Consider the following 13,028-nt stretch of genomic DNA (forward strand, 5'->3'; position numbering starts at 1 on the left):
CGTTGGGAGCCGGCGGGTCCGGCAGGGCGGTGCGGGAAAGCAGGGTGGATTCCGGTGCCTGTGCTGCGGTCCGGACCAGCCTCAGTCCTTCTGGCGGCGCCACCCGCCGTCGGCACGCACTGCGAGGCCGGCGAGTTCGAGACGTGCCAGTCCGCTGATGACGTCCCGCGTGGAGAGGCCCGCGACGGTGGACAGCTTGTCGACCGTCGTCGAGGCTCGCACGGGCAGTCCGTCGAGCAGCAGCAGGTCCGGGAGCGCCAGGCCGTCCTGCTCCCGTCCCGGGGCAGCGGATGCCCGGGCGCGATCACCCGAGGCGTCACCGCCCAGCGGCCCGGCGAGCTCGACCACGTCGGCGGCATCCGCGACGCACACAGCACTGCCGTCGCGCAGAAGCCTGTGACAGCCCGCGGAGTTGGCGGAGTACACGGAGCCGGGCACGGCACCGACGGAGCGGCCGAGCCCGGCCGCGTGGTGCGCGGTATTGAGGGCACCCGAGCGCCAGCGTGCCTCGATGACCACCGTGACCACGCTCAACGCCGCGATCAGCCTGTTCCGCTGGAGGAACCTCCACCTCGTGGGTGAGCTGCCGGGCGGGACCTCGGAGATCAGGAGTCCCCTCGCCGCCACGGTCCGCAGCAGGTCCTCGTTGCCCGCCGGGTAGTACCGGTCCACGCCGCAGGCCAGCAGGGCGATGGTCGGCGGGCGGTCCCCGTCCCCCGCCGAGGCGAGGGCCGCCCTATGAGCCTGGGCGTCGATACCGTAGGCGCCTCCCGACACCACGGTGTATCCGCGCGTGGCGAGGCCGGTCGCGAGATCCGTCGTCACGGCTGCACCGTAGGCGGTGCTGTCCCTCGACCCGACGAGCGCGGCCGTGCGGGCGAGCTCCGGGATCCTTGCTCCTCCACGTACCCACAGGCAGAGGGGCCTGGCGGATTGCAGGTCATCCAGCGCCTCGGGCCATTCCTCGCTCTCGGGCGTGACGAGCCTTCCTCCGAGCCTCTTCAGGGTTGCGAGGTCCCGCTCGGGAGCGAGGTCGCGAAGCCTCGGAGCCCACCGGGACAGCCCGTCCTTCAAAGGATCGCGGGGGCCATCGGGCACGTCGAGGGCCTCGCGCAGGGAACGCCGCACCTGCGATCCCGCATCGACCTCACGGCGGATGATGCGCAGGGCGTCCACGGGACCGGTCACCGACACCAGAGCCAGGCCGACCGCGTCGGAGGGTTCGAACAACCGCGAGAGGGAGGCCCTCGCCAGGTGGTCGACCTCGATCCCGGTCATGCGGCACGCTCCTGGAGCCGGAACCCCAGCGCCGTGACGACGTCGTCAGCATCCGGCCGCACGCGACCGGCGAGGTCCGAGATGGTCCAGGCGACTCGGAGCACCCTGTCCCAGCCGCGGGCACTGACGAGGTTCCTGTCCAGGGCCTTGTCGAGCGACGCCGTCACGCTCCGCGGCAGGCCGAGGTCACCGCGCAGGATGCGCCCCTGCACCTCGGCGTTCGTCGCGTGGTTCCAGGGGCGCAGTCGCTCCCGCTGGGCTGCCCGCGCCTCCGCGACCCTACCCGCCACCACGTCGGACGTCTCCGCAGGCCGGCCGTCCGCGTAGTCCGCGAGACTCACCCTCTGCACTGCCAGCTGCAGGTCGACCCGGTCCAGGAGCGGACCGGAGAGCCGGTTGAAGTACCGCCGGCGCTGCTGGGCCGTGCAGGTGCAGTCGATGCCCTTGCCGTTGGCGAGTCCGCAGGGGCAGGGGTTGAGCGCGAGGACGAGCTGGAACCGCGCCGGGTAGGAGGCGGTCCCGGATGCGCGGTGCAGTACGAGGCGACCGCTCTCCAGCGGCTCGCGCAGCGCCTCGAGTACCCGGCGCTCGTACTCCGGAGCCTCGTCGAGGAACAGGATGCCCCGGTGCGCCCGGGACGCGGCGCCCGGCCGCGGGATCCCGCTTCCCCCTCCGATGATCGAGGCGGGAGTGGCGGTGTGGTGGGGGCTCTCGAAGGGCGGTGTGCGGACGAGCGCCGTGCAGTGCCTCTCGCCGCTCAGGCTGTGGATCGCCGTGACCTCCATCGCGTGGTCGTCCTCGAGGTCCGGCAGGATCCCCGGGAGTCGTTCCGCAAGCATGGTCTTCCCCGCCCCCGGCGGCCCGGCCATCAGCAGGTGGTGGGACCCTGCAGCCGCGATCTCGAGCGCGAACCTCGCCTCCTGCTGGCCTGCGATGTCCGAGAGGTCCTTCAGCGGTGCGGGTTGGACGGGAGAGGTTCCGGGTTCCTGGTGATGCAGGGGTGCGGGCAGTGTCACCTGCGCCCCGTCGGCGCCGAAGGCCAGAGCCACCTCGGCGAGGGTGCCGAAGGACCGCACCGCGGCCGCCGGCACCAGGGCGGCCTCGGCGGCGTTCTCCTCGGCGACGACGATGTGACAGTGCCCCGCCTGCACTGCGGCCATCACCGCGGGCAACACCCCGCGCACCGGCCGGAGCCGACCGTCCAGGCTCAGCTCGGCGATGAACACGGTGGTGCCACACCCTCGGACGTCCCCGGCTGCGGCCAGCGCGGACATCACGATGGCGAGGTCGAAGCCGGAGCCGCGCTTGGGCAGCGACGCCGGAATGAGATTGACCGTGATCTTGCGTCGGCTCAGGGGAACGCCCGCGTTCCGCGCGGCCGCCCGTATGCGGTCCTTCGCCTCGTTGAGCGATGCGTCGGGCAGGCCCAGCAGCACGAAGGCCGGGAGCGTCTGGCCGATGTCCGCCTCGACCTCGACGACGTGCCCGTTCATGCCCACGAGGGACACCGCGTAGGTCCGCCCGAGCGTCATCAGATCACGCCCTGCAGGTGCTCGATCCGCGGTGCGCCCGTGCCGTCGTCGAGCACGCCCACGGCGTCGATGCGGAAGCCGCTGAACCGCAGGTTGTGCGACCGCGCCCACTTCGATGCCAGCAGGTACAGGCGCTCGAGCTTGGCCGCGGTGATGGCCTCCAGCGGTTGCCCGAAGTCCTCCGAGCTCCGTGTCTTGACCTCGACGATCACGAGCGTCGACCCGTCCACGGCCACGAGGTCGATCTCCCCCGCCGGGCACCGCCAGTTGCGGTCGACGATCGTCAGTCCCGCCTCTTCCAGGTACACAGCGGCTGTCGCTTCACCGCGACGCCCCAGCCGATCCTTCGCCAGCATGGCACTCACCTCCTCCACCAGAGTCCGGGAGGCGGCACGCCGACACCGTGCGGAGGGCGCCTATGTGGACAACCCGACCGACGGGTCGGGCACCGATGTCCGAAAGGGCACGATCGGGAAGATTTCGGTGGCACCGATTCGGCCTCACCTCGTAGCGTGGTGGAGCGACGTCACGGTGACGCCGCCACGAGCCGAAGGAGGACACAGTGTCCGAGACCAGCGATTTCCTGCCCGGCGGCAGTGAGGCCGACCTGCAGGAGCAGGGCATCCCGGACGGGGCGGGCGACACCGCGTCCGGCGGAGGGACCATCCCTGGCGGGAACGGCGGATCCGAGGCCGATCTGCAGGAACAGGGTGCACCGGCGGGGTCCGGCGACGTCGTCAGCGGAGGGATCGCCGGCGAAGGGACCGGCGGATCCGAGGCGGACCGCCTCGAGCAGGCGGCGGACGTGCCGATCGACGGCGAGGATGCCTTCCCCTACGGAGGTACGGACGACGACCCCATGGTGTGACACCGGCGGAGAGTCACCCCCCGGACCCGCCGGGTGTCAGTTGCCCAGCGTGCCGTCCTTGGGCAGTGCGATGTCGTCCGACTTGGAGAGCTCTTCCACGTTCACGTCCTTGAACGTGATCACGCGGACGTTCTTCACGAACCGCGCCGAGCGGTACACGTCCCAGACCCACGCGTCCTGCAGGGTCAGGTCGAAGTACACCTCGCCGTCGGCCGAGCGCGCCTGCAGGTCCACGGTGTTCGCCAGGTAGAAGCGACGCTCCGTCTCGACGACGTAGCTGAAGAGCCCCACGACGTCCCGGTACTCGCGGTAGAGCTGCAACTCCATGTCGGTTTCGTAGTTCTCAAGATCCTCGGCACTCATCAGTTCATCATCCTCCACTTTCCAGGTGCGCCGCACAGGGCCGGTCGGTACTCCCCAGGCGCCAGGTCTTCCGGTGGTACGCACTGGGACCGACGGCGTCGATCGCGGCACGATGACCCTCGGTCGCGTATCCCTTGTTCCCGTCCCAGCCGAAGGCGGGATGGTCGGCGGCGAGCGACACCATCAGGGCGTCGCGCTCCACCTTGGCCAGCACGCTCGCGGCCGCGACGCTCAGGCACTTCAGGTCGGCCTTGATCCGGGTGTGCACCGGGGCCGTGCAGCCTGCCGGCTCGACCGGCGCGGCCTCGCCGTCGCCCGTCGCGAAGAGCAGTCCCTGGGATCGCGCGGACAGCCAGTCGTGGTTGCCGTCCAGGAGCACGGCATCCGGGGTGACGGTCTCCAGCACCGAGGCCCACGCCCTGCTGCCGGCGGCGCGCAGGGCGGCCATGAGCCCGAGCGCGTCGATCTCGGCAGCGGAGGCATGCCCGACGGCGGACGCGACGGACCAGCGGCGGATCCGCGGCACCAGCGCCTCCCTGTCGGCCGGCGGGAGCAGCTTGCTGTCCCGCACTCCCCGGATACCCTTCGCCGCATCGAGGTCGACGACGACGATCCCCACCGAGACAGGCCCTGCCAGCGCTCCCCTGCCGACCTCGTCGCAGCCGGCGATGTACCGGTGTCCGTCGGCGGCGAGGGACTTCTCCACCGTCAGGGTCGGCGCGGCGGATCGCTTCCTGCCCGGGGCCGTCATGGTCCCGAGGGACCAGGTCCTGCCGCGGCTGCGGGCTCGGGCACGCCGTCGAAGACGTCGGGGTGGTTGCCGAGGAAGCCGATGCGGTTCAGGGGCCAGGCGATGACGGCGGCCTTGCCCTCGATGTCGTCGACGCTGACGAACCCCTGGCCATCCTTGTCCTGATTGGCGCGGGAATCCGCCGAGGCGTTGCGGTGGTCGCCCATGACCCACACCTTGCCCGCGGGCACCACGACGTCGAACGGCAGGTCCGACGGCGTGGCTCCGGGGTAGAGGTAGGGCTCGACGAGCGGCTCGCCGTTGACGGTGATCCGGCCCTCGGCGTCGCAGCAGATGACGTGGTCGCCCGGCAGCCCGATGACGCGCTTCACGAGGTGCTGCTGCGACTCGTCGGGGGCGAGCCCGATGAAGATGAGTGCTTCCTTCAGCCAGCTGACCTGCGCTTCGGGCTGGGGCGGCAGCCACTCCTCGGTGTCGCGGAAGACGACGACGTCTCCGCGCTCAAGGTCGAAGGGCTCGGGCACGAGCTGGTTGACGAAGATCCGGTCGTCGATCTCGAGGGTCTCCTCCATCGAGCCCGACGGGATGAAGAATGCCCTGAACAGGAAGGTCTTGATGAGGAAGGACAGCACGAGGGCGATCACGACGATCGTCGCGATCTCCTTCAGCCACGCCCCGAACCCGCGGTCGGCCTCTTTCCTCCCGCGCGGCGAGCCGGTCGGGGCGCCCGCCCGGGTACTGCCGTCGGAGTCCGGATCGAAGGACTGTGCTGCGGGGGCCTCGGTCCCTGTGGGCGACTTCCTGCGGAAGCTCCGTGCCATGTGAAGGTTTCCTCTGTGGTCGTGGCTCCCGGCGGCCGTCCACCGGGTGCGGTCCTGCTGATCCGGCGTGCCGCCGGGGGTGTCGTGTCAGCCGAGGGGCCGGTCGATCGGGGCGAACCGCTCCAGGGGCCAGACTAGCTGAAACGCCCGCCCGATGATCCGATCCTCCGCGACGAGCCCTCCGCCCGGCGCGCCCAGCAGCGAGCGGGAATCCATGGACGCCGAGCGGTGGTCGCCGAGGAGCCACAGGCGGCCCTCGGGGACGACGACGTCGAAGGCGTCCTCGCTCGGCGCGTCCCCCGGGTGGAGGTACGGCTCCTCGAGAGCGTGCCCGTTCACCGTCAGGCGCCCGTCCTCCGAGCAGCACGTCACATGGTCCCCGCCGACGCCGATGACACGCTTCACGTATACGGTGTCGCTGCCGGTCAGCCCCAGCCACTGGCCGGCGGCGGCCACCGTGCGCTGAGGCAGGCTGCGGGGGTCGGTGATGGGGTCGAACGAGCCGCGACCGTCGAAGACCACGACGTCGCCGCGCCGGACATCGCCCCGCGTGTCCTCCGCCTTGGCGACGAGCACCCGGTCACCCTCGGTGAGCAGCGGCTCCATGGAGGCCGAGGGGATGAAGTACACGTCGACGAGGAAACCGCGCACGAGTCCTGTGATGAGGACCGCGACGACGACGGCGGAGAACACGAAACGCCAGCCCACGAAGGACCGGCGTTCCGGGTGCTCTCCGGCCGGTGACCGGGAAGCGGAGGTGAACTGCACCAGAGGGGTTACTTGACCGTCTTGGGGTCGCGCTTCTCCTTGATCTTGGCTGCCTTGCCGCGCAGTTCGCGCATGTAGTACAGCTTGGCGCGGCGGACGTCGCCCTTGGAGACGACCTCGATCTTGTCGAGCACCGGGCTGTGGACGGGGAACGTACGCTCCACGCCGACGCCGAAGCTCACCTTGCGGACCGTGAAGGTCTCGCGGATGCCGTCGCCCTGGCGGCCGACGACGAAGCCCTTGAAGATCTGAACACGGGTGTTCTTGCCTTCGATGATGTTGACGTGGACGTTGACGGTGTCGCCGGCGCGGAAGTCGGGGACGTTGTCGCGGAAGGATCCGGCGTCTACGGAATCGAGGATGTGCATGCTGATTCTCCTGGTGAACGCCACAGGTCATTCACGTTGGTCACGGCGGGCAAGGACGGGACCGAGGGTCCTGACGATGCCGCCGAAGTAGGGTTCCCGGCCGATCCGGAAGGTCGGCGGCCGGTGTGTGCGAACTGTTGGCCGGACGCCCCCTGTGGCAGGGTCCGGCCCAGTGGACACGATCTCCGATTATTCCACAGCAGCGTCGCCAACCGCTAATGCGGGGGGCGCGTGAGCATGCCGTCGACGACGTCGAACCCCGCCGCGCGCAGCGCCGTGAGGTCGGCCTTCGTCAGGGTGGCCGTGTCGACGGCGGCCAGCAGGTCGGGACGCCGGTCGGCGGTGCGGTGGAACTGCTCCAGGCGCCGCCACTGCGCGATCCTCGCATGGTTGCCGCTCAGCAGCACCTCGGGGATGTCCCGGCCGCGCCAGGAGGACGGCTTGGTGTACACCGGGTATTCGAGCAGGCCGTCCGCGTGGGATTCCTCGAGGAGGGACTCGGGGTTGCCGACGACGCCGGGGATGAGCCTGCCGACGGCCTCGACCATGGCGAGGACCGCCACTTCCCCGCCGTTGAGCACGTAGTCGCCGAGGGAGACCGGGCGGACGTCGAACGGCCCGCGCGCCCAGTCGATCGCGCGTTCGTCGATCCCCTCGTAGCGGCCGCAGGCGAAGACGAGGTGGTCGAGCTCGGCGAACTCGTAGGCCATCGCCTGGTCGAAGACCGCTCCGGCGGGCGAGGGCACCACGAGCGTCGGCCGGCGCCGAGCCGAAGGAGTGCCGGCGGACGAAGCGCTGTCCGTCGAGCCGACAGTCGCGGATCCGTCGCCCGGCAGGGCATCGGCCGTCCCGTCGTGGGCCGCAGGAGCACCACCGGCAGCGTCGGCAGCGCCGGCCGGAGACGCGTCGGCGAGGACGGCCTCCAGGGCCAGCGCCCAGGGTTCCGCCTTCATCACCATGCCCGCGCCGCCCCCGTAGGGCGTGTCATCGACGGTCCGGTGCCGGTCCGTGGTGAAGGAGCGCAGGTCGTGGACGCGGACGTCGAGCACGCCGTCCTGCCGCGCCTTGCCGATCAGGGACAGGTCCAGGGCGGCGAGGTACTCCGGGAAGATGGAGACGACGTCGATGCGCACTAGTCTCGCGCCCCACCGGGCGTGTCGCCGGCTGCCTCCGGAGCGTCGGAGCCGTCGGCGGCAACGCCGTCGCCGTCGTCGGGTGCCTGGTTGGAGCCGGGGGTGTTGAGGTCGAAGAGTCCTGCCGGCGGGACGATGGTGACGAAGCCTCCCTCGGGATCCACCTCGGGCACGATCGCCCCGACGAACGGCACGAGCGCCTCGTGCCCGTCGGCGAGCCCGACCACCAGGAGGTCCTGGACCGCCATGGTGCGCAGCCCGGTCACCGTGCCGACGGATTCACCGTCCACGCGGGCATCCAGTCCCACGAGCTCGTGCTCGTACCAGGCGTCGTCCTCGTCGTCGTCCGCGCCCTCGCTGTCGATGAAGAGCTGCGCGCCGCGCAGCGTCTCGGCCTGGTTGCGGTCGGGGACCTGCTCGAAGCCGACGATCAGGATGTCCTTGTTCCATCGCGCCTTCACGACGGTCAGCTCGGCCACGGCGGCCCCTTCGACGCGGAAGGTCTCGCCGGGTTCGAACCGGTCCTCCGGTGCGTCGGTGAAGAGCTGGACCGTCACCTCGCCCTTGATGCCGTGGGGCTTGCCGATCCTCGCTACGAGTACATCCATGGTGGTGCTCCTGCTGTCCGTGCCGATGGTGTGGTGCTGGCCGTGGTGCCAGTGATACATGAAATCGGCCCCACCACCATGTCCTGGTGGTGGGGCCGATCGGGTTCGTGCCTGGCTCTGGAGGTTCAGCCCCGGCGGCGGTCGGTGTCGACGACGTCGACCCGCACGGGCTCGCCGTCCGCGAGGGCGGCCACCACGGTGCGCAGTGCACGGGCGGTCCGGCCCTGGCGGCCGATCACGCGGCCGAGGTCCTCCTGGTGCACGCGCACCTCGAGCGTCTCGCCGCGGCGGTTGTTCTTCGCGGCGACCCGGACGTCGTCAGGGTTGTCGACGATGCCGCGGACGAGGTGCTCCAGAGCTTCGGCCAGCAAGTTACTCTGCCTCGGTTGCTTCCGCGGCGGCGTCGTCGTTCTTCTTCGCCTTCGGCGTGATGGCCTCGGGGACGATCACGGAGCCCTTCTCGGGTGCGACGAACGACTCCTTCGGTGCCTTGGTCCGCAGGGTGCCTTCCTGGCCCTTGAGTCCCTTGAACTTCTGCCAGTCGCCGGTGATCTTCAGCAGGACGGAGACCTGCTCGGTCGGCTGGGCGCCGACTCCCAGCCAGTACTGGGCACGCTCGGAGTTGATCTCGATGAACGAGGGCTCCTCGGTGGGGTTGTACTTACCGATCTCTTCGAGGGCACGGCCATCACGCTTGGAGCGTGCATCCATGACGACGACACGGTAGAAGGGTGCGCGGATCTTGCCCATGCGCTTGAGGCGAATCTTTACGGCCACTTGTGTGGTCACTCCTTGTAGATGAAAAGGGCGAACCCGTCATCCTGCTCCCGTGGGGCGGGCCATCCAGATGGGTTCAGAGGACACAATGCACGCGCAGAGAGAGGGGCTGCACGGATCGAGTACGTGTCCATTGTGCCAGACGGCGGGAAATTAGGCGATTCCGGCCCGTCCGGCGCGGCCTCACGCGGCGCTGCCGGACGGGTCACCGACCGCGACCCTCAGGCGGTTCAGCCACGGGTCCTCGAAGCGCAGCTCCGCCCCGGTGTGGTGGCTTCCGATCCCTGCATGGGTGAGGCGATCGGCGAGGGCCGACACCTCGTCCGCAGCCGGTACGCGGATGAGGACCTCACCGAGGCCGAGGGTGTCCTTGCGCGGGCCGGCGCCCCTGCTGTTCCAGACATTCATGGCCATGTGGTGGTGGTACCCGCCGGCGGAGACGAAGAGGGCCTGGTCGTGCCAGCCGGCGGTGCGCTCGAAGCCGAGCACGTCCACGTAGAAGCGGCGGGCGGTGTCCACGTCACCCACCTGGAGGTGCACGTGGCCCACGGTGGCGCTCCCCGACTCCGGGGATGATGCCGCGGCCTCTGTCAGATACTTCCCGATGTACTCCTGCGCCGGCAGGGGCAGGCTGTCCATGGTCACCTCCCGGTTGCCGCGCCCGTCCTCCGTCCACGCCCAGGTCTCGCGGGGCCGGTCCACGTACAACTCGATGCCGTTGCCCTCGGGGTCGCTGAAGTAGAAGGCCTCGCTGACGAGGTGGTCCGCGCTTCCCACGTAGGCGCTGAGGGGATGGCGGGCGGCGGAGGCCACGGCGGCGGCCAGGTCCGCGCGATCGGCGAAGAGGAGCGCGGTGTGGAACAGGCCGGCCTCCCCGCGGTCGGGGAGGCGCAGGTGACGCGCCTCCTCGAGGCGGAGCACCGCACTCCCCCGCCGGCCGAGGACGACGGCGTCCGCGCCGTCGGCGAGCACCTCGAGGCCGAGCGCGGTCGCGTAGTAGGTGGACATGGACGCCAGGTCTCCGACCTTCAGTGTCAGCGGCCCCATGGCGGTGTCGGCGGGAAGCAGATCGTGGGCGGACATGGAGCTCCTCGGGGTGTGGACGTGCATGTCCTGCACAACTTGTTGAAGCTTCAACTTATTCCCGGACCGTGCGGCGTCCGCTCCGAGCTGTCGATTCGGGATCGGCGGATCCCGCGCGGTGAGAAGCAGCCTGCACTGCGTGAACCACCCTCGCGGTCAGATCCGGGCGCCGAACCGGGTGTCGCCCAGGAACGCGCGGATCAGCGCGGCACCGTCCGGGCTGTCGTGCGGCCGGTGCCCGCCCGGGGCCACGCGGTGCACGGCTCCGGTGGCCGCCAGGTAGTCGGCCACCTCCTCGTACAGCGGCTCCCACCCTCCCGTGAGGACGAGGGTCGGCACGCCGGGCACGATCGACAGCGGCGCCTCCCAGGGAGGACTCTGCAGCCGGAGGCGGGTGGCGGCGCGCCGTTCGTCCTCCGTGGCCGGGGCGGGGGCGTCGGCGGCGAAGGCCCGTCGGACGAACAGCCGCAGGAACTCCTCGTCCGCCATCGTGGAGCGCTCCGCGAACAGCGGTGCCATGAGCGCGATGTGCGCCCTCGTGGCGGGCAGGTCCGCGGTGAGGGACAGGCACGCGGGCTCGACGAGGGTGAGCGAGCGGACGAGGTCCGGCCGTTCGACGGCGAGCATCATCGCGGACACCGCGCCCTGCGAATGCGCGACGACGTGCCCGCCGCCCGCCAGGGCGCCGGCGATGATCTCCTGGTCGCGCACATGGTCGGTGGGCAGCGGATCGGCATCGGTGGCGAAGCCGTGCCGCCGCACGTAGAGGCAGTCGAAGTCGAGCGACAGCCCGTGCTGCCTCGGCCAGGCAGCGGCACCGAAGGAACCGCTGCCGTGCACGAAGACGACACGCTCGAGGGTCAGCACGGCCTCGGCGCCGGACGGGGGTCGGCCACCGCCTGCGCTACTTCCCGAGGAACTTCTCGAAGCCCTTGGGGAGGTTCATCGCCGACGGGTCGAAGTCCTGCTGACCGCCGAAGGCCGCTCCGGTGGGTGCGGCGGTACGGGCAGCGGCCCGCCGGGCCTCCGCCTCCTGCAGCTCCTGCGCGGCCTTCGCCGGGTTGCCCGAGCGGGGCTTCTTCTTGCCCTTCGCCGCGGCCGCCTTCTTGCGCGGACCACCGAACCCGCCGGGTCCGGCCATCCCGGGCATGCCCGGGATGCCGCCGCCCGAGGCCATCTTCCGCATCATCTTCTGGGCCTGGCCGAAGCGTTCCAGCAGACCGTTCACCTCGGACACGTGCACGCCCGAACCGCGGGCGATCCTCGCGCGGCGTGATCCGTTGATGATCTTCGGCGCGAGCCGCTCGTGCGGGGTCATCGAGCGGACGATCGCCTCGACCCGGTCGATCTCCCGCTCGTCGAAGTTCTCCAGCTGCTCCCGCATGTTCGCCGCGCCGGGCATCATCATGAGCATCTTCTTCATGGAGCCCATGTTGCGGATCTGCTGCATCTGCGCGAGGAAGTCGTCGAGTGTGAAGTCCTCCTGGTCGGCGAACTTCTTCGCCATCCGGGCGGCCTCGTCCTTGTCCCAGGACTGCTCCGCCTGCTCGATCAGGGTCAGGATGTCGCCCATGTCGAGGATGCGGGAGGCCATCCGGTCCGGGTGGAACAGCTCGAAGTCGCCGAGCCCCTCGCCCGTGGAGGCGAACATGACCGGCTTGCCGGTGACCGAGGCGACCGAGAGGGCCGCACCGCCGCGGGCGTCGCCGTCGAGCTTGGTCAGGACCACGCCCGTGAAGTCGACGCCCTCGTTGAAGGCGAGTGCGGTGTTGACGGCGTCCTGGCCGATCATCGCGTCGATGACGAACAGGACCTCGTCGGGGCTGATCGCGGCGCGGATGTCCGCGGCCTGCTGCATCAGCTCGGCGTCCACGCCGAGGCGGCCGGCGGTGTCGACGATCACGACGTCGTGCAGGCGCGCCCGCGCCTCGGCGACGCCCTGGCGGGCGACGGCCACCGGGTCGCCGGTGGCGGCCTCGAACTCGGAGCTGACGCCGGGGTGCGGCGCGTAGACCGGGACACCGGCGCGTTCGCCGTTGACCTGGAGCTGCCGCACGGCGTTCGGGCGCTGGAGGTCGCAGGCGACGAGCAGGGGGCTGTGGCCCTGTCCCTTGAGCCACTTCGACAGCTTGCCCGCGAGGGTGGTCTTGCCGGCGCCCTGCAGGCCGGCGAGCATGATGACGGTCGGCGGGGTCTTCGCGAGCCGGATACGGCGGGTCTCCCCGCCGAGGATGCCCACGAGTTCCTCGTTGACGATCTTGACGACCTGCTGGCCGGGGTTCAGCGCCTGGGAGACCTCGAGGCCGAGGGCGCGTTCCTTGACGGCGGCCGTGAAGGCGCGCACCACGGGCACGGCGACGTCGGCGTCGAGCAGGGCGCGCCGGATCTCGCGGACCGTCGCGTCGATGTCCGCCTCGGTGAGGCGGCCCTTGCCGCGGAGGTTCTTGAAGGTTGCAGTCAGCCGGTCGGAGAGTGAATTGAACACGTGCTGTGCACTACTTTCGATGGGAAGTATGGAGACTCAACTCCCTAGGGTACCAACTGGGGGTACCCGGAGGTCGACCCCCGGTAGCCCCGCACGGTGCTCCGGCGGCCGGGCGGCGCGACCGTCGACGCATCACCGCGGAGCGGGACACCCGCGGGGATAAGTGGCAAGGTGAACACGTGGATACTTCCTC

General features: G+C 70.5%; 16 protein-coding genes. 1 reads left to right on the plus strand and 15 read right to left on the minus strand.

The features are described from left to right. Positions 1–81: 81 nt before the first annotated feature. Genes dprA through CI785_RS04175 form a run of 3 tightly spaced genes read right to left on the minus strand, consistent with a single transcriptional unit; the run spans position 82 to position 3,166 of the window. Positions 82–1,278 (minus strand): DNA-processing protein DprA, encoded by a 1,197-nt coding sequence (gene dprA, locus CI785_RS04165; protein WP_105030840.1) that lies wholly within the window; start codon positions 1,276–1,278, stop codon positions 82–84. Next, positions 1,275–2,810, minus strand: a complete 1,536-nt coding sequence (locus tag CI785_RS04170; RefSeq protein ID WP_105030841.1) for a YifB family Mg chelatase-like AAA ATPase — start codon at positions 2,808–2,810, stop codon at positions 1,275–1,277. Before CI785_RS04170 ends, dprA begins: the two co-directional genes overlap by 4 nt. Next, the gene (locus CI785_RS04175; protein ID WP_105030842.1) at positions 2,810–3,166 is read right to left on the minus strand and encodes a YraN family protein; all 357 of its coding nucleotides are present in this window, start codon (positions 3,164–3,166) and stop codon (positions 2,810–2,812) included. The genes CI785_RS04170 and CI785_RS04175 overlap by 1 nt, the downstream gene beginning before the upstream one ends. A 206-nt stretch (positions 3,167–3,372) precedes the next feature. Between CI785_RS04175 and CI785_RS04180 the strand changes: the two genes are divergently transcribed. Beyond that, positions 3,373–3,678, plus strand: coding sequence for a hypothetical protein (locus CI785_RS04180; RefSeq protein ID WP_105030843.1), 306 nt, complete (start codon positions 3,373–3,375; stop codon positions 3,676–3,678). Between the two features lie 36 nt (positions 3,679–3,714). Here CI785_RS04180 and CI785_RS04185 read toward each other — a convergent pair whose 3' ends face one another. From CI785_RS04185 to ffh, 12 genes are all read right to left on the minus strand, one after another. Further along, positions 3,715–4,041, minus strand: coding sequence for a DUF2469 domain-containing protein (locus CI785_RS04185; RefSeq protein ID WP_105031007.1), 327 nt, complete (start codon positions 4,039–4,041; stop codon positions 3,715–3,717). A gap of 7 nt (positions 4,042–4,048) precedes the next feature. Continuing rightward, positions 4,049–4,792 (minus strand): ribonuclease HII, encoded by a 744-nt coding sequence (locus CI785_RS04190; protein WP_105030844.1) that lies wholly within the window; start codon positions 4,790–4,792, stop codon positions 4,049–4,051. Continuing rightward, a complete protein-coding gene (gene lepB / locus CI785_RS04195) occupies positions 4,789–5,613 on the minus strand; it encodes a signal peptidase I (protein ID WP_105030845.1) in 825 nt (274 codons plus the stop codon). Before lepB (CI785_RS04195) ends, CI785_RS04190 begins: the two co-directional genes overlap by 4 nt. Positions 5,614–5,700: 87 nt before the next feature. Further along, positions 5,701–6,321, minus strand: a complete 621-nt coding sequence (gene lepB, locus CI785_RS04200; RefSeq protein WP_240615010.1) for a signal peptidase I — start codon at positions 6,319–6,321, stop codon at positions 5,701–5,703. A 68-nt stretch (positions 6,322–6,389) separates the two neighbouring features. Next, positions 6,390–6,749: a 50S ribosomal protein L19 gene (gene rplS, locus CI785_RS04205; RefSeq protein WP_087075993.1), complete on the minus strand. Its 360-nt coding sequence runs from the start codon at positions 6,747–6,749 to the stop codon at positions 6,390–6,392. A 215-nt stretch (positions 6,750–6,964) separates the two neighbouring features. Further along, a complete protein-coding gene (gene trmD / locus CI785_RS04210; RefSeq protein ID WP_105030846.1) occupies positions 6,965–7,882 on the minus strand; it encodes a tRNA (guanosine(37)-N1)-methyltransferase TrmD in 918 nt (305 codons plus the stop codon). Further along, on the minus strand, positions 7,882–8,490 hold the full coding sequence (gene rimM, locus CI785_RS04215; RefSeq protein WP_105031009.1) for a ribosome maturation factor RimM: 609 nt from the start codon (positions 8,488–8,490) through the stop codon (positions 7,882–7,884). Before rimM ends, trmD begins: the two co-directional genes overlap by 1 nt. A 125-nt stretch (positions 8,491–8,615) precedes the next feature. Next, positions 8,616–8,861, minus strand: coding sequence for an RNA-binding protein (locus CI785_RS04220; RefSeq protein WP_105030847.1), 246 nt, complete (start codon positions 8,859–8,861; stop codon positions 8,616–8,618). 1 nt (position 8,862) lies between these two features. Further along, a complete protein-coding gene (rpsP, locus tag CI785_RS04225; protein WP_105030848.1) occupies positions 8,863–9,267 on the minus strand; it encodes a 30S ribosomal protein S16 in 405 nt (134 codons plus the stop codon). Between the two features lie 183 nt (positions 9,268–9,450). Continuing rightward, positions 9,451–10,350, minus strand: a complete 900-nt coding sequence (locus tag CI785_RS04230; protein WP_105030849.1) for a VOC family protein — start codon at positions 10,348–10,350, stop codon at positions 9,451–9,453. A gap of 156 nt (positions 10,351–10,506) precedes the next feature. Further along, positions 10,507–11,214: an alpha/beta fold hydrolase gene (locus CI785_RS04235; protein WP_105031010.1), complete on the minus strand. Its 708-nt coding sequence runs from the start codon at positions 11,212–11,214 to the stop codon at positions 10,507–10,509. A gap of 40 nt (positions 11,215–11,254) precedes the next feature. Beyond that, positions 11,255–12,835 carry a signal recognition particle protein gene (ffh, locus tag CI785_RS04240; protein WP_105030850.1) on the minus strand — a complete coding sequence of 527 codons (1,581 nt, stop codon included), beginning with the start codon at positions 12,833–12,835 and terminating at the stop codon, positions 11,255–11,257. Positions 12,836–13,028 lie beyond the last annotated feature (193 nt).

Source organism: Arthrobacter ruber, from assembly GCF_002954225.1.
Classification (GTDB): domain Bacteria; phylum Actinomycetota; class Actinomycetes; order Actinomycetales; family Micrococcaceae; genus Arthrobacter_D; species Arthrobacter_D ruber.

Coding starts and splice junctions, on each gene's coding strand:
- lepB (WP_105030845.1), bottom strand. CDS start 5,613: ATGGCACGGAGCTTCCGCAGGAAGTCGCCCACAGGGACCGAGGCCCCC.
- CI785_RS04170 (WP_105030841.1), bottom strand. CDS start 2,810: ATGACGCTCGGGCGGACCTACGCGGTGTCCCTCGTGGGCATGAACGGG.
- CI785_RS04185 (WP_105031007.1), bottom strand. CDS start 4,041: ATGAGTGCCGAGGATCTTGAGAACTACGAAACCGACATGGAGTTGCAG.
- CI785_RS04175 (WP_105030842.1), bottom strand. CDS start 3,166: ATGCTGGCGAAGGATCGGCTGGGGCGTCGCGGTGAAGCGACAGCCGCT.
- dprA (WP_105030840.1), bottom strand. CDS start 1,278: ATGACCGGGATCGAGGTCGACCACCTGGCGAGGGCCTCCCTCTCGCGG.
- rimM (WP_105031009.1), bottom strand. CDS start 8,490: ATGGATGTACTCGTAGCGAGGATCGGCAAGCCCCACGGCATCAAGGGC.
- rplS (WP_087075993.1), bottom strand. CDS start 6,749: ATGCACATCCTCGATTCCGTAGACGCCGGATCCTTCCGCGACAACGTC.
- CI785_RS04190 (WP_105030844.1), bottom strand. CDS start 4,792: ATGACGGCCCCGGGCAGGAAGCGATCCGCCGCGCCGACCCTGACGGTG.
- CI785_RS04230 (WP_105030849.1), bottom strand. CDS start 10,350: ATGTCCGCCCACGATCTGCTTCCCGCCGACACCGCCATGGGGCCGCTG.